Here is a 16,213-nt window from a genome sequence, read left to right on the forward strand (position 1 = left end):
AGTAGAAGTAAGACCATATTTCGTTCGGCCGATGTGGGCACATACCTTATTTGAAATATTTTTAGGGCCAAATTGGGATTAAAAAAAAACTTTCCTATTTTTGCAGTCCCATATCCATGGGATCAACGAGGTGGATTAGCTCAGTTGGTAGAGCATCGGACTGAAAATCCGTGTGTCCCCGGTTCGAGTCCGGGATCTACCACCACGTTAGAAATTAAAAGCCCTTCTTTTTGAAGGGCTTTTTTTTGTTTTGGTCTCAAACGTATATTCCCTGATAGTTTTTAGTTGGTTTTCTGCTAAATTACATGCCTAAACCTATTAAAATGAGTCAACTAAGTCGCAGAACGCTGCTCAAAGCATCCGGTATTGCCGCGGGAATGTCTTCACTTTCACTTGATAGTACCGTAGCCGCAAAAAAATCCTACAAACCCGAACTTTCCCTGAACATGAGTACCATCATGGGTCAGAAACTAGGGTATATCAAAGAAATTGAAATCGCTGCAGCTGCCGGCTTTCGTTCATGCGAAATTTGGATGCCTACCTTAGAAGCGTATCTAAAAACGGGAGGAACACTGAAAGATGCGCGTAAACGCGCGGATGATTTAGGCATGAAAATCCAAAATTGCATCGGTTTTGCCCAATGGATTGTGGACGATGAAAAAGTTCGTGCCCAAGGACTCGAACAAATGAAGCGCGAAATGGATATGTTGGCCCAATTAGGCTGCCCCCGCACCGCGGCTCCTCCGATGGGCGCAACCAAAGAAGCGGGATTGGATTTGCACAAAGCCGCTGAACGCTACCGGGTCATTCTTGAATTAGGGGCACAAATGGGCGTCAAACCTATTCTTGAAATGTGGGGCCATTCGAAAAACCTTAGCAAGGTTTCCGAGGTGCTTTTCGTTGCCGCCGAATCGGGACATCCTGATGCCCGATTATTACTCGATGTTTTTCATATTTATAAAGGCGAATCCTCTGTCGATTCCCTGCATGTTGTTGGGCCTGATGCCGTTGAAGTATTTCACGTGAATGATTATGTGAAGTCGATTGCCCCTGGACAAATTACCGATGGTGATCGCATTTATGCCGGGGACGGAGAAGCTCCTATCGCCCAAATCTTGAAGACCTTACAACCTGAGGTAATTTCATTGGAATTATTTAATAAAACATTCTATACCCAAGATCCGCTGATCGTAGCCAAAAATGGCCTGGCAAAAATGCAACGTATATTGTTGTAGGTGGGTGGTGACCCTGCCGGGGTCAACGACCCCGGCAGGGTTATAAAAAAATAAAAAATTCACAGCAAAACCTAGTAAAAAACTGATGAAAAATATCTGCTTCTTGATTCTTTTTAGCTCCCCTTTGTTCGCGCAGCAAAACCTCAAACTTTGGTACGATAAACCCGCAACCTATTTCGAAGAAACACTCGTCCTGGGAAATGGTATCCAAGGCGCAACGGTCTTTGGCGGAACGAAAACCGATCAAATTTATTTGAACGATCTTACCCTTTGGTCTGGGGAACCGATGAACCCGCGCATGAATCCCGAAGCGTATAAACACCTCCCTAGCGTACGCGAAGCCCTCAAGGCAGAAAATTACAAAGCCGCTGATTCCCTCGTCAAAAAAATTCAAGGGAAATTTTCCGAATCCTATGCGCCGCTCGGGACGATGTACATCGACTTCCCCGAGAAAAACATTAGCCAATATTACCGCGAACTTGACCTCAATCAAGCCATCGCCAAAGTCCAATATCGCGCGGACGGCAATCTCATTAAACGACAGTATTTGGTTTCGCATCCTGATAAAGTATTTGCCATCCACATCAGCAGCGAACAAAAAGGCGCTTTGTCCTTTGCGATTCGGATGGATTCTAAATTGAAATTCCAAGTACACTCCACGACCAATCATTTACATATGCAGGGAACAGCACCCGTTCGTGCTGATCCGAATTATGTCAGGAAAGAAGGAAATCCCATTATGTTTTTGGCTGATAAAGGCACGCGCTTTTCCACCGATATTTTACTGCAATCCACAGATGGGAAAGTTACGCGTACCGACTCATCCATTGTCTTGACAAACGGAACCGAGGCTGTCATCCTCGTATCCATGGCAACCAGTTTTAATGGCTTCGACAAAAGCCCATCTCGTGAAGGTAAAAACGACGATTCGCTCGCTCAAAAACAATTGCAAGACGCTAGTCTGATCCCACTAAAATCGCTTTATGCGCACCATTTGAAAGATTATCAGAAATTCTACCAACGGGTTTCGCTGACTTTGGGCGGGAAAAATGCCCCTGAATTGCCTACCGACGAGCGTTTACGTCGTTATGCGATGGGAGAGTCTGACCCTTATTTGGAGGCACTTTATTTTCAGTATGGCCGCTATTTATTAATCAGCAGCTCGCGAACTTCGCGTGTTCCCGCGAACCTTCAAGGGCTGTGGAATCCACACATCCGACCGCCTTGGAGCAGTAATTATACCATGAACATCAATGCCGAGGAGAATTACTGGTTGGCCGAAAACACCAACCTCTCCGAAATGCATCAACCTTTCCTAGGCTTCCTCGAAAACCTGGAAAAAACAGGTCGTATCAGTGCACAAACCTTTTATAATGCTCCCGGCTGGGTCACGCATCACAATTCCGACATCTGGGCCATGACGAATCCCGTGGGCGATTTCGGGAATGGAGAGCCGAGTTGGGCCAACTGGCCTATGGGTGCAACCTGGGCATCTACGCATCTTTGGGAACATTATCAGTTTACGCAAGACAAGGCATTCTTGAAAGACAAGGCCTATCCACTGATGAAAGGGGCAGCGGAGTTTTGTTTGGCCTTTATGATTAAAGATCAAAAAGGTAATTTAATTACCTCGCCATCTACTTCGCCAGAAAATAAGTTTATTACCCCGACAGGTTATATTGGATCAACGTTATACGGTGGAACCGCAGATTTGGCGATGATTCGTGAATTGTTTTTGGATATTCTTGCGGCACAAGACGTATTGAAAAATGATCCAGCTTTCACGGCTCAAGTAAAAGATGCGCTTGCAAAATTATACCCTTACCAAGTAGGGAAAGAAGGTAATTTACAAGAATGGTACCACGATTGGCCGGATCAAGATCCCAAGCACCGCCACCAAAGTCATTTGTATGGACTATTCCCAGGTAACCATTTGACCGTCGAGGAAACGCCTACATTGACGAATGCCGCGAAGAAAACCTTGGAGATCAAAGGGGATGAAACGACCGGTTGGTCCAAAGGGTGGCGAATCAACTTATGGGCACGCCTCAAGGATGGAGATCATGCCTATAAAATGTACCGCGAATTGTTGAAATACGTTGAACCCGATGGCGTGAAAGTCAATTATCAGCGCGGAGGCGGGACCTATCCAAATTTATTTGACGCGCATCCTCCTTTCCAAATTGATGGCAATTTCGGGGGTGCTGCGGCTGTGGCTGAAATGCTCGTACAATCTACCGCTACCAAAATTTACTTGCTTCCTGCATTACCGAAAGCTTGGGATTCAGGAGAAGTCAAAGGTTTGAAAACGCGCGGAGGCTACACGCTCAACATGACTTGGTCGAAAGGGAAAGTGCAAAACTATACACTCGTGAAACAAGGCGGCGGAACTGTTGATGTGTATATCAATGGCGTGTGGAAAAAGGTGAGCGTCCAGTAAAATTTATAAATGGATACTAATAATCGAATTCTATCACTCGATGTCTTTCGGGGAATCACGGTCATGATGATGACGATTGTCAACAATCCGGGCGATTGGGGCCATATTTATGCGCCGCTAGAACATGCAGCGTGGAATGGTTGTACGCCAACAGACCTTGTTTTTCCGTTCTTTTTGTTCATCGTGGGTGTGTCTGTTTCGCTAAATGCCGGACAAATCGTTCCTGTGACTAAAATTATTTCACGGACCTTGAGTCTTTTACTACTGGGTTGGTTTTTAAGTTTTTTCGCTAAAATACATGTGGGGGATTGTACCGGTGTGTCCTTGTTGATCGTTCGTTTAGCGGCCACAGGTCTCGTTGCGGTAATTTTCTTCACGGATTATGCACGTAAATTATATGTCCTGTTTGCGCTTTTCATCCTGGCATTAGTTCTTGCTTTTGGTGGATTTGACGATTTCGCAAATGTTCGATTGCCCGGAGTGCTTCCTCGCATTGCGCTTGTTTATGCGGTATTGGCGAGCCTTCAAGGTCGAGTTGCCGCACGTGGATTGGTATTCATATCCTTGCTCTTTTTGATTAGCTATTGGGCCATTATGAACTATGTTCCTGTTCCCGGTATCGGCGCTGCGAACTTACATGAGGGAACGAATTTGGCGGCTTATGTCGATAACTATTTGCTGCCGGGACATTTATGGTCGGTAACCAAAACCTGGGATCCCGAAGGAATTTTAAGTACGATTCCTGCTTTTGCTACGGGTATCATGGGTATGTTGGCAGGACTGTATTTTCGTTCGCAAACACGACTACTAGCGATGGCAGGGCTTTTTTGTATTGTTTTAGGTGCTGTGTGGGACCTTTACTTCCCAATCAATAAAGCACTTTGGACGAGCTCTTTTGTATTATATACCGCCGGTTGGGCCATCGTTTTGTTATGTCTATTATATTGGCTTGTCGATGTCCAACAATTTAAGGCTTGGACGAAACCCTTCGTTATTTTTGGCGTAAACCCCATGTTGGTCTTCTTCTTTTCAGGCATCATTCCACGCGCGTTGAACATGGTCGAAATTGAAGGAACTGGGCTATCAGCTTTTCTACAGGACTTTCTGTTTGCCTCGAGAATTTCGGATCCTTATCTGGCTTCTTTAGCAGGGGCGCTCTGCTATTTACTGATTTGGTATGTGATATTGCAGTTCTTTTACCAGAGCGGTCGGGTTTTTAAGGTTTAAACAATCTTTTATTTTCTAGGTTACTCATTTATGAAATGTTACACGCCTTTGGATTTGCAAGCGATGGACCGATACCATCGCGCTAATTTTGTCAACTGCCTAAGTGGATTTAAGCCATCGACCTTGATCGTTACGCAAGATCCAGCTGGCTTGTCGAATGTGGCTCTTTTTACGAATATTGTGCATTTGGGGGCTGATCCAACGTTAATTGGGTTTATTAATCGCCCCAAAGAGGCCACTCCGCATACCTTGAAGAATATTGAGTCAACCGGTTTTTTCACGATGAATCATGTCGCAATGGGTCAAATCGAGGCGGCGCATCAAACCAGTGCCAAATATCCGGATGGCGTATCTGAATTCGACCATGTGGAACTGAATGAGCTTGTAAGACCTGAATTTACGATTCCATTTGTAGATGGAAGTCCTGTCCAATTGGGCATGAAATTAGTTGATATTATGCCCATTAAGCACAATGGAACCTATTTGGTGATTGGAGAATTAGTTTGTGCCTTTTTAGAAAAATCGAATGTGGCTGCAGATGGCTTTATCGATTTGGCGGAGGCGGGTTCCTTATCGACCTTGGGCTTACAAGGTTATTACCAACCGAAATTCGTACAAAAATTAGGTTATGCGCGCCCAACCGTTTAAAATTTCCTATTTTAGGTTCTTGAACCTAGCATAATATGGAAATGAAAATTGATTTTATTCATCGGATCCAGCACATTGGTATCCCGGCGCACGACCTAGAAGTATCGATTCCCTTTTATGAGCGGCTTGGATTTGAGAATGTGATGGAGGCCCCATTTGAATTTGATGGCGGTTATGGCACCTGTGTCATGATGAAAAATCACGAGGTTATTGTGGAATTATACCAAATGCCTGCGAAGCAATTAGCCGAAATTAAATCGCGGTCGAACGGGCATGTGGATCATTTTGCGATCGATGTCGCCGATGTGGATCATGCGTTTGAGACCTTGAAAAAAGCAGGTTTCGAGATCCTCGAATCTACACCAACCTTATTGCAATTTTGGAAAAATGGAACCCGTTTTTTCAACGTAAAGGGCCCATCGGGCGAAATCATCGAATTTAATCAAATCCTATAATGCGGGCAGCTTATTTAACGGGGCCCAAAGTCATCGACTTTCGCGAGGAGGCAATTCCAGCGCCTGGTCCGGGCGAGTTACGCATCCGTTTAATGGAAGTAGGGATTTGCGGTTCAGACGTGCATTATTTTGGTGGGCATCGACCTTTGTCGGGCCCAACGATTATCGGCCATGAAGGCTGGGGCTACATCGATGCTGTAGGTGAAGGAGTTCAGCGGGTAATTGGTGATCGAGTAGTGGTGGATCCCAACGCACCTTGTGGAAAGTGCATCTATTGCGAACGCGGCCAAGCTACAGTTTGTCCGAATAAACGAACCATTGGATTAAATGCGCCGGGTTGTTTTGCGGAGTATGTTCTGATTCCGGCTGATTTTGCACACACGCTACCTGAGTCAATTTCTGCCGCGGATGCTGTGACGATTGAACCTACGGCTGTTGCTTTTCATGCGCTCAAACATGCCTCCTTGCAAGCTGGAGATGCGATTTATGTCTTAGGCCTAGGGGCCATCGGCATGTTGATTACCCATTTAGCGATTCGTCGGGGCATCATCGTTTATGTAGGCGAATTGAATGCGACGCTCTTAGAGAAAGCAGTTTCCATGGGAGCCCGTACGGGTGACTGGCTGTTGGCAGATATTCGCGTGGCCTTTGAATGCACCGGTTCCGCGGCGGCAACCACAGCCTTGTGTGCGGATGTTCCAAGGGGCGCCAGTATCGTTTTATTGGGTTTGTCGGAAAAGCAGGCAAGCTTTACTCCCTTGGATTTGGTTCGTCGGGGTATCTCCATCCGCGGTTCATTGATTTATGATCATCCGGAAGATTTTCAATCGGTGATTCAAATGATCGCCAATGGGCAAATCAATCCTGGCCAAATCATTTCCAAATATATTCCTTTATCGGATTTGGAAGCGGGTTTAATTGCTGCTTCGAGTGGTCATCCGGGAAAAATTGTTGTTCAAATCCAATGAAAAATTCGATGTCTTGGCTCCAAATCGGAGTAGTAGCTTTATGTTTTTTGCTCAATTTCAATGATGGCATCGATGTGCTACTCGTGTCCTTTACAGGCGCTGAAATCATGAAGGAATTTGGTCTTTCCAATGCGGAATTAGGCTATATTTTTAGTTCCGGCTTAGGCGGTATGACGGCCGGATGTTTTGTATTAGCTCCTTTTGGGGACCGAGTTGGGCGAAGGAAGATTTTCTTAATTTCCTTATTGCTCATTAGCGCTGGCATGTTATCGGTATATTTCGCTACGAGTTATGGTTTATTACTGGTTTTTCGTGCCCTAACGGGACTCGGAATCGGTGGTATTTTGCCTAATCTAGCAACAGTAGCATCGGAATTTTCCACGGATAAAACACGCGATTTCAATGTCGGCATCGTGCAAGGTGGCTGGCCATTAGGCGCGATATTGACTGGGTTTGCTAGTGCTTGGATTGTGCCTGAATTGGGTTGGCGATTTGCCTATTTAGCTGCAGGGATTTTCTCTTTCACCATGTTGGTGGGCGTATATTTCGTCCTTCCTGAATCGCCGGCCTATTTAAATCGGGATAAATTGCTCGTCAAGCGTTCATCCTGGCGCGACTTGTTTGTGCCTGAATTCCGACAATCCACTATTTATTTATGGCTGGCCACTTTCTTTGGGTTTATTACCTTGTATACGGTGTTGAGCTGGGTCCCCATCCTCGCCAAACAAACGGGTATGCCCTTTGAATTAGCTACGTACATTGGTACTGCCATGAATTTAGGCGCCTTCACCGGTGTATTTGTCATGGGTCTTTTGATTGGTCGGATTGGCATTAAACGTGTGATTTTGATTTATGTTTTACTCGCGTTTGTTTTGCTGAATTTATATGGAAACCTTGATCAGGATTTCTTGCTCAAGTTTGCTTTGACCTTCGGCATTGGCTTTTTTGTGCAGGGGGGATTCAATTCCATGTACCCTGCTTCGACAAGAATTTACCCTTCAGAAATTCGCTCCACAGGCGTGGGATTAGCGATGGGTATGGGGCGCTTTGGCGCTATTTTAGGGCCGAGTCTTTTCGGTTTAATGGCTGATTCGGGCGCTTCAATCTCGATGCGTTTTGTGATCTTCTCGCTGCCAATCGTATTGGCTGCCTTATTTATCAATCGGATTAAATCCCCGAATTTGTTGTAGAGATGCGATACTTCTTGGGGCGGACTCCCAGACCTCAGCCTGCGAATAACTCTCGCGTCCAACGTCCAAAATTAATCCATCAATGCCCGCCCTTTGGTCTCCGGTAAATAAATCATCCCGATAATCACCGTCAAGGCTGAAAGCGCAATCGGATAGAAGATTCCTGAGAAATTCGAATGGGTCACGGCGCCGAGCCAAGTCGCCACAAAGGGTGCGCATCCGCCAAAGATACCATTGGCAAAGTGATAGGGAACAGACAGCGAAGTATAGCGAATTTTGGTCGGGAATAATTCCACTAAAAACGCCGCGATGGGGCCGTAGGCCATAGATGCAAAGGTTACCAAACAAGTACAAATGAAGGCTAACTCAACTTTCCCTTTCATCGTTAATTGGTATGCGTCATTCACCAAAGTTCCTTCTTGATCGACGATCTCCGACATCCACGCAAACAGCGGATAATAGAAAATGGCAGCGAGGGCCATGCCGCCCAACATGATTTTCTTGCGACCCACACGATCCGATAAGCTACCAAAAACGACGAATAAAGGCGTTCCCACGACCAAGGACGCGGCTATGATCAAATTGGTCGTTGTAAAATCAACCTTGAGAATCTTGTTGATAAATATTTGTGCATAAAACTGTCCCGTGTGCCACACAACCCCTTGCCCCACAATCGCTCCAAACATTGCGATCAACATCAATCGGCGATTTGCTTTCGAAGCAAAAGCCTCTTTTAAGGGGTTTTCGGATAGTCGGCCTTCTTGCTTTAATTTTGAGAAAAGCGGTGACTCATGCATGTTTCTTCGAATGAAGTAGGAAACGATGACAAGAATTCCAGATAAAGCAAAGGGCACACGCCAGCCCCAATCTTTGAAAACAGCATCGCCCATCAGGTTTTGGCAAACCAAAATCACGACAATGGAGACAAAAAATCCAAGCGTTGCAGTCGTTTGTATGTAAGCGGTGTATTTCCCACGCTGGGCATCCGGTGCATATTCGGCTACGTAGGTAGCGGCACCCCCATATTCACCCCCTAATGCGAGCCCTTGAATGATACGTAAAAGCAATAAAATGGCTGGAGCAACGAGGCCAATTTCACTGTAGGATGGAATTAAAGCAATGGCAAAAGTAGAGCCACCCATCAGGAGCAAGGTTAATAAAAAGGTATACTTGCGACCAATTTTATCACCTAATCTACCAAACAATATTCCGCCAAAAGGGCGCGCTACAAAGCCGGCGCCGAATGCCGCCAATGTGGATAGAAAAGCAGCCGTAGGGTCGTCTTTTGGAAAAAATGAAAGCGAAATGATGGCTGATAAACTCCCGAAAATGTAGAAGTCATACCATTCGATGACCGTCCCCACGGAGGAGGCAATGATGACTTGCCAAAGTTTCTTTACTGGGATTTTATTGTTGTCGAAAATAGGAGAAGCGTCTTGCATGAGTAATTTTTAGCTGATAGGCTGCCGGGGTATATAAACCTGCAGTAGCGGTACAAAAAACAAAAAAATCTCCCAAAAATCCTATCTACTTCCTGATAAACCTATTCAAAAAAATGATAATTTGCTGATTCTAAACCTACACTTATGAAGAAAATTACCCTATTACTCGCCCTTTTTGCCAGTTTTCAGGCGATAGGCCAACAACAATACACTCCCTCAGAAGCGAATTTAGCCGAACGCCAAGCTTTTCAAGATCGGAAATATGGCATGTTCATTCACTGGGGATTGTCCAGTATCCTAGGCGATGGCGAGTGGGTGATGAATAACAAAGGCATTTCTAAAAATGATTATGGCCGCTTAATGCCTGCTTTTGATCCAAGCAAATTCAACGCAGATGCTTGGGTTAGTATCGCTAAAAATGCCGGAATGAAATACATCATCTTCATTACGCGCCACCACGATAGTTTTTCGAATTGGGATACTCAACAAGCCGATTGGAAAATTACGAATACCCCATTTCACCGCGATGCGCTCAAAGAGTTAGCGGAAGCCTGCAAAAAACAGGATATGAAATTGGGACTCTATTATTCTACCCTAGACTGGTACCGCGATGATTATCCTTTTGAGACAGGTCGTACCGGCCAAAAAAGCGGTCGCAAGGGTAAAGGAGATTACGCTTCCTACCTGAAGTTTATGAAGGCTCAATTAACGGAATTGTTGACCAATTATGGGGAGATTCATAACATTTGGTTTGATGGACATTGGGATCAAACAAATACTGAAGGAAGTGCCGATCGTAAATCGCGCATCGACTGGAAATACGATGAAATTTACAGCTTGATTCATCAATTGCAGCCCGCTTGTTTAATTGGGAATAACCACCATTTGGATCCAATTCCTGGGGAGGACTTCCAAATGTTTGAGCGCGATTTGCCTGGAGAGAATCATTCGGGACTAAGTTTCCAGCAGGCTTCTGCATTGCCTTTAGAAACGTGTGAAACCATCAATGGAGCCTGGGGATATAACATCACAGACCGTAAATTTAAAACACCCAAGCAAATTATTCATTTGTTAGTCGGCGCAGCTGGACGTAACGCAAACTTATTATTAAACGTAGGTCCGATGCCCACGGGGGAAATTCAACCGGAGTTTACGGATTCTTTGGCAGTAGCCGGTCGCTGGCTGAAAGGGCACGGCGAATCTGTATACGGTACGCGCGGTGGACCCTTGAGTCCACAAACCTGGGGCGTAACGACCCAAACCGATACCCATGTGTATGTGCATTTATTAAAGCGTCCACAGGATGAAACAATTTATATACCAGGTAGTTATAAAAAAGGTCCCGTGGGAATGTTAGGGGAAACCCAGACCTTGGTAGGTAGCGTAGAAAAAAATGGCGTCCACATCGATGTCAAAAATCTACCTCCCTATCGCATAGATTTGGTTTTAAAGTTAGAAAAAGCCAAATAATTCCTTGAAAAACGAAGATTCTGATTAATTTTGTGACTTGCCTAAAATGAGAAATTTGGGCAGCCGACCTGAACAATTTAACAATAAAACTATGCTTAACAGAAGAGATGCTGTCTCGAGAATAGCGATGCTCGTTGGAGGTGTTTTTAGTGCCCCTACCTTGTTTGCTATGGAGGCAAAAAAAGCAGGTATTGTCGCGGAAGCGGGTACCTTCACGTTGACAGAAAGCCAGCGCAAAATCGTTGCAGCTGTGGCTGAACACATTATTCCAAAAACCTCAACAGCGGGAGCGATTGAAGCAGGAGTTCCTCCTTTCATCGAAATGATGTTGAACGATTGCTATAAAAAACCGGAGCATGTTAGTTTCAAAAAGGGTGTCGATAATTTGGCCAAAGCGAAGTTTTTAGATCAATCGCATGATGGGCAAGTTGCGATGTTGACTTTGTTAGAAGCCGATACGAAAGAGTTAATGAAATCGTATTCTGCTAGCAAAGTGAAAGTGGGAGATAACGTAGATAAAGATGTATTAGAAGGTGCTGGTGGCGTTCCATTCTGGCGTGTCATGAAGGAATTGACTTTGTTAGGATACTATACATCTGAAAAAGGCATCGAAGGTTCTTTCGAGTACCATCCCGTTCCAGGTAAGTTTGAAGTAATTTCGAACATGAAGCCTGACCAAAAATCATTTGTTTATTAATCCCAAATCATACGAGAAATGAATCTTAATATAGATGCAATCAAGAGCCAAACGTTTGACGCTATCGTCATTGGATCCGGTATTTCGGGTGGTTGGGCTGCAAAAGAATTAACTGAAAAAGGCTTGAAAGTTGCCGTGATGGAACGTGGTCGTGAGATCAAACACATCGAAGGTTACGAAACAGCGATGAAAAATCCATGGGAATTCGACCACCGCGGTCGGCCAACAAACATGGCTGCTGAAGAATATTGGGCAGGAATGCGCACAGGTTATACGCCTGCTGAAGAGCATCGCTACTTGTTCGAAAACGACAAGCAAAACCCTTACATTGAGAAAAAAGGTGGATTCGACTGGATTCGTGCTTACCATACGGGAGGTAAATCGTTATTATGGGGTCGTCAAACCTACCGTTGGAATCGCGAAGATTTCTTAGCGAATGAAAAAGAAGGTATCGGAACGCCTTGGCCAATCGGCTACGATGATTTGGCTCCTTGGTATTCATACGTAGAGAAATTTGCGGGTATCTCAGGTCAAGCGGAAGGATTAGATGTATTGCCTGATTCGGACTTCTTACCAGCCATGCAAATGACTGCTCCGGAGGTTCACTTCAAAAATGCCGTAGATAAGAAATTAGGTCGTCCGGTGACAGTGGGTCGCGTAGCGCACTTGACAAAACCAGGAAAACAACATACTGACTTAGGTCGTTCTTCTTGTAATTATCGCAATAAATGTATGCGTGGATGTCCATATGGAGCTTATTTTAGCTCATTGTCGGCAACCTTGCCGGCAGCGCAACGGACAAATCGTTTGACGATGATTCACAATGCAATTGTTGCGGAGATCATCTACGATGAGAAATCACAAAAAGCCAAAGGTGTTCGCGTGATTGATCAAAATACCATGGAGTCCAAAGAATATTTTGCGAAGATCATTTTTGTGAACGCAGGTGCGATTGGATCGACTTCGATTATGATGAACTCGAAATCAAACCGTTACCAAAATGGTTTGGGTAATGATTCCGATCAATTAGGCCGTAACATCATGGACCACCATTTAGGGGTAGGTGCTTCGGCAACGGTAGAAGGTTTCGAAAAAGATTATATGTTCGGAAATCGGCCGAACGGTTTATACATTCCGCGTTACCGCAACTGGGGTAAAGATAAGCGTGGTTACACACGTGGTTTCGGTTACCAAGGTGGTGCAAGCCGCGAAGGTTGGGGTCGTGGTGTTGGTCAAGATGGCTTCGGCGCTCAATTCAAAGAAAGCTTAACACATCCAGGTCAATGGACTGTTGGATTCGGTGGTTTTGGTGAGATTTTACCAGATCCAAATAACCGATTCACGTTAAGTGATCAGAAAGATAAGTGGGGCTTACCAGTACTTTCATTCGAAGCGAATTTCGGAGAGAATGAAATGAAAATGCGTCAAGATATGATGAACGATGCAGCTGAAATGTTAGAGGCATCAGGTTTCAAAAACATCAATGCGTACAACAGTCAAACAACGCATATCGGTTTAGGTATTCACGAAATGGGTACTGCTCGCATGGGAACTTCTGTAAAGAACTCCATCGTTAACAAGCATAACCAAGTTCACGAAGTGAAAAACGTATTCATGACGGACGGTGCTGTGATGGCATCTGCTTCTTGTGTGAATCCTTCCTTAACGTATATGGCCATGACAGCTCGTGCTGCCGACTTCGCCGTGCGTGAATTGAAAAAAGGAAATCTATAAGATTATTCATTATTGCTTCAAAGCCCGAGGAAAACCTCGGGCTTTTTTGTTTGTCAAACTTTCTCCAAAAGAAATTTCATTTCTAATTTGTCAAATAATGTGCATTTTCAAGCCAAAATGATTCGCAAAAATGATAATTCAAGAAATATCTGAGCGAAAGCATTGCAAATGTTCTTTCAATTTTAAATATTCCTGCATGAAAAATTCACCTAACCCTAATCATCATGAAAACAAAACACCTTTTTTCAGTCCTCCTGATTAAGTCCCGACAATCTAAACGTATGACGCAACAGCAAGTTGCTTCTGCCGTGGGAGTTAGTCAAAGTGCTTACAACTATTGGGAATCCGGGAAACATTATCCAAATGCACAAAAACTATACAATCTAACCCGTGTGCTGAGTATTCCAATCGACGAAATGATTGGTGTCTAAGCTCGCTAAATCCTTGACGTTTTCCAGCGTCAAGGATTTTTTTTACCTTTAAGCTATGTTGATTTCCCGCATCCATTTTTTCTTGATTGCTAGCTGCTTACTTGTTGCATGCAAACCTAGTGTCGAAGAACGTGTAAAACCGGTCTTTTATCCCTGGGAAAAATACCTCACCGCACAGATTGATTCACTGGCCAAACATCCAGAGGCTGTTCATAAAACCATTTTGTTAGCTGGTAAAAAAGAGGAAAAACAACTAAAAGAGATGGATTGGAAGCAGGAATGGGCGATGTTTTTGCATGCCGACTTGAACAAGCCTGCAGCTGCGACAAGTTATGATAATCTATCCGAGGATGGATTTGTTTGGTATTCGTTGAAGGCGAATGAAAGCTTACCTGTGAAGAAATTGTACATTCAATTGGATGCCTTGGATCGACCTGCCAAAGTTGAAATAGAAATTGAGGAAAAGAATTTCCTTTTCGAAACGCATAAGAAATTGCACATGAATTTTGCCGATGGGCGCGTTCAGACCTATTCGATCGAGGGATCCCAACAAATGCGCTGGATGTCACCCACGCATTATTCACTCATGGGCGTTTTACTCCCCAAATAAGCCACTGGATAAATAGCGATCCCCGCGGTCGCAAATGATGCAGACAATGAGTCCTTCTTCTATTTCGTGCGCTAGTCGGACACTCGCCGCCACACCGCCGCCGCTACTCATTCCTCCAAAAACACCTTCTACTTTCGCCATCCGACGAGTCATTTCCGTCGCCTCTTCCTCCGAAATATCCATGATGCGATCGACGCGTTCGGGTTGGTAGATTTTCGGTCGGTAAGCTTCCGGCCATCTCCGAATTCCGGGAATTTTAGAGCCCTCCGTAGGTTGACAGCCCACAATCTGGATTGCTGGATTTTGCTCTTTCAAGTACATGGAAGTCCCCATGATGGTTCCCGTTGTACCCATTGAGCTGACAAAATGAGTGACTTTCCCTTCCGTATCCCGGTAAATTTCGGGCCCAGTCGTTTTGTAATGCGCCAAATAATTATCGGGGTTTTCAAATTGATTTAACAAAACAAATTGACCCGATGCAGCTTTTTCCACCACGTAATCACGCGCGGATTCAATACTTTCCGTTAGGGTTACTTTGGCCCCAAACGCTTCCATCGTCAACACACGCTCTCTCGTAGAGTTCGATGGCATCGCTAATTCGATTTCTAAATCATATAGGCGGGCAATCATCGCCAAAGCAATCCCGGTATTACCCGAAGTCGCCTCGATTAATTTCATGCCCGGTTTTATATCGCCACGTTGCAAGGCCGACTCAATCATGTTTTTGGCTGCACGATCTTTGACAGACCCACCGGGGTTATTGCCTTCCAACTTACCCAAAATTCGAACCTTTGGGTTGTTGTGTAGTTTATTTAAATCAACGAGGGGCGTATTGCCCACTAAATCCAATAAAGCAGCCATCTTATTCTTGAATGATTTTTTGATTTTCTTGATGATAGATTTTTGTGTTGGGTGCCACACTGCGTGTCAACCAGACATTCCCACCAATCGTGGAATTTGCGCCTACAATCGTGTCGCCACCGAGAATGGTCGCTCCCGAATAAATGACAACGCCATCTTCGATGCTTGGATGCCGTTTTGTCGACGCCATCGATTTATCCACCGAAAGTGCTCCTAGCGTAACACCTTGATAGATTTTTACTCGTTTCCCAATCACACAAGTTTCGCCAATCACAATACCTGTTCCATGGTCCATGAAAAAATATTGGTCAATCTGTGCTCCTGGATGAATATCAATCCCCGTTTTGGAATGGGCATATTCAGTTAATATGCGGGGAATTAGCGGTACATTTTCTGCATGCAGACCATGTGCCAACCGATAGAATGCTAAGGCGTAAAATCCAGGATAGGTTCGAATGACTTCATAATCCGTCGTTGCAGCCGGGTCTCCATTGACCATGGCTTCTACATCCGTTAGGAGTAATTGATATATACCGGGAATTCTATCCATGTACCTCGATGTAATGTTTTGCGGCGTGTCGACTAATTTGTCGGCCATGTCATGCAATAAACTTTCTAGCCCATTTTCAATCGATTCCCAAACTAAGCGCAAGTCGTCTAGCTGGACAATTTGTTTCCTTGCCTGCTCAGGGAAAAGCGTCAGCACGATTTTTGTGAAGAGTTTTTTTATGTCGGAGGTTGCCGGAAATGCTTCGGTGTTCACGTGGCGGTCTAGTAGTTCCGATAAGAATTTTTCAGGTAACAT

At 44.7% G+C, this 16,213-nt stretch carries 15 protein-coding genes and 1 tRNA gene; 13 read left to right on the forward strand and 3 right to left on the reverse strand.

All coding sequences use genetic code 11. The features are described 5' to 3' along the window. Window positions 1–129 precede the first annotated feature (129 nt). The 8 genes from PQG45_RS06675 to PQG45_RS06710 all read left to right on the forward strand — a co-directional run bounded on the left by PQG45_RS06675 (window position 130) and on the right by PQG45_RS06710 (window position 8,163). Window positions 130–205, forward strand: a tRNA-Phe gene (locus tag PQG45_RS06675). A gap of 118 nt (window positions 206–323) precedes the next feature. Next, the gene (locus PQG45_RS06680) at window positions 324–1,235 is read left to right on the forward strand and encodes a sugar phosphate isomerase/epimerase family protein (RefSeq protein ID WP_316070533.1); all 912 of its coding nucleotides are present in this window, start codon (window positions 324–326) and stop codon (window positions 1,233–1,235) included. An 85-nt stretch (window positions 1,236–1,320) separates the two neighbouring features. Next, window positions 1,321–3,675, forward strand: a complete 2,355-nt coding sequence (locus PQG45_RS06685; RefSeq protein WP_316070534.1) for a glycoside hydrolase family 95 protein — start codon at window positions 1,321–1,323, stop codon at window positions 3,673–3,675. Window positions 3,676–3,684: 9 nt separating this feature from the next. Beyond that, complete coding sequence (locus PQG45_RS06690) at window positions 3,685–4,902, forward strand: acyltransferase family protein (protein ID WP_316070535.1); 1,218 nt, start codon at window positions 3,685–3,687, stop codon at window positions 4,900–4,902. Window positions 4,903–4,932: 30 nt separating this feature from the next. After that, window positions 4,933–5,550, forward strand: a complete 618-nt coding sequence (locus PQG45_RS06695; protein WP_315574760.1) for a flavin reductase family protein — start codon at window positions 4,933–4,935, stop codon at window positions 5,548–5,550. Window positions 5,551–5,585: 35 nt separating this feature from the next. Then, a complete protein-coding gene (locus PQG45_RS06700; RefSeq protein ID WP_315574762.1) occupies window positions 5,586–6,005 on the forward strand; it encodes a VOC family protein in 420 nt (139 codons plus the stop codon). After that, window positions 6,005–6,973 (forward strand): zinc-dependent alcohol dehydrogenase, encoded by a 969-nt coding sequence (locus PQG45_RS06705; protein WP_315574764.1) that lies wholly within the window; start codon window positions 6,005–6,007, stop codon window positions 6,971–6,973. The genes PQG45_RS06700 and PQG45_RS06705 overlap by 1 nt, the downstream gene beginning before the upstream one ends. 8 nt (window positions 6,974–6,981) lie before the next feature. Beyond that, on the forward strand, window positions 6,982–8,163 hold the full coding sequence (locus tag PQG45_RS06710; protein ID WP_315574766.1) for an MFS transporter: 1,182 nt from the start codon (window positions 6,982–6,984) through the stop codon (window positions 8,161–8,163). A gap of 71 nt (window positions 8,164–8,234) precedes the next feature. Here PQG45_RS06710 and PQG45_RS06715 read toward each other — a convergent pair whose 3' ends face one another. Then, window positions 8,235–9,605, reverse strand: a complete 1,371-nt coding sequence (locus tag PQG45_RS06715) for an MFS transporter (protein WP_315574768.1) — start codon at window positions 9,603–9,605, stop codon at window positions 8,235–8,237. A 144-nt stretch (window positions 9,606–9,749) separates the two neighbouring features. On the opposite strand from PQG45_RS06715, the gene PQG45_RS06720 reads away from it, so the two are divergent. The 5 genes from PQG45_RS06720 to PQG45_RS06740 all read left to right on the forward strand — a co-directional run bounded on the left by PQG45_RS06720 (window position 9,750) and on the right by PQG45_RS06740 (window position 14,547). After that, window positions 9,750–11,075, forward strand: coding sequence for an alpha-L-fucosidase (locus PQG45_RS06720; protein WP_315574770.1), 1,326 nt, complete (start codon window positions 9,750–9,752; stop codon window positions 11,073–11,075). 91 nt (window positions 11,076–11,166) lie between these two features. Beyond that, window positions 11,167–11,772 (forward strand): gluconate 2-dehydrogenase subunit 3 family protein, encoded by a 606-nt coding sequence (locus PQG45_RS06725; protein ID WP_315574772.1) that lies wholly within the window; start codon window positions 11,167–11,169, stop codon window positions 11,770–11,772. Window positions 11,773–11,790: 18 nt separating this feature from the next. Further along, complete coding sequence (locus PQG45_RS06730; RefSeq protein WP_316070536.1) at window positions 11,791–13,506, forward strand: GMC family oxidoreductase; 1,716 nt, start codon at window positions 11,791–11,793, stop codon at window positions 13,504–13,506. 224 nt (window positions 13,507–13,730) lie between these two features. After that, window positions 13,731–13,937: a helix-turn-helix domain-containing protein gene (locus tag PQG45_RS06735; RefSeq protein ID WP_315574776.1), complete on the forward strand. Its 207-nt coding sequence runs from the start codon at window positions 13,731–13,733 to the stop codon at window positions 13,935–13,937. A 55-nt stretch (window positions 13,938–13,992) separates the two neighbouring features. Next, window positions 13,993–14,547, forward strand: coding sequence for a hypothetical protein (locus PQG45_RS06740; RefSeq protein WP_316070537.1), 555 nt, complete (start codon window positions 13,993–13,995; stop codon window positions 14,545–14,547). Here PQG45_RS06740 and cysM read toward each other — a convergent pair. Both cysM and PQG45_RS06750 read right to left on the reverse strand, forming a co-directional pair. Then, complete coding sequence (cysM, locus tag PQG45_RS06745; protein ID WP_315574779.1) at window positions 14,533–15,408, reverse strand: cysteine synthase CysM; 876 nt, start codon at window positions 15,406–15,408, stop codon at window positions 14,533–14,535. The genes PQG45_RS06740 and cysM overlap by 15 nt on opposite strands. Before the next feature lies 1 nt (window position 15,409). Next, the gene (locus PQG45_RS06750) at window positions 15,410–16,213 is read right to left on the reverse strand and encodes a serine O-acetyltransferase (RefSeq protein WP_315574780.1); all 804 of its coding nucleotides are present in this window, start codon (window positions 16,211–16,213) and stop codon (window positions 15,410–15,412) included.

The organism is Aquirufa regiilacus (assembly GCF_032470275.1).
In the GTDB taxonomy this organism is placed as follows: Bacteria; Bacteroidota; Bacteroidia; order Cytophagales; family Spirosomataceae; genus Aquirufa; species Aquirufa regiilacus.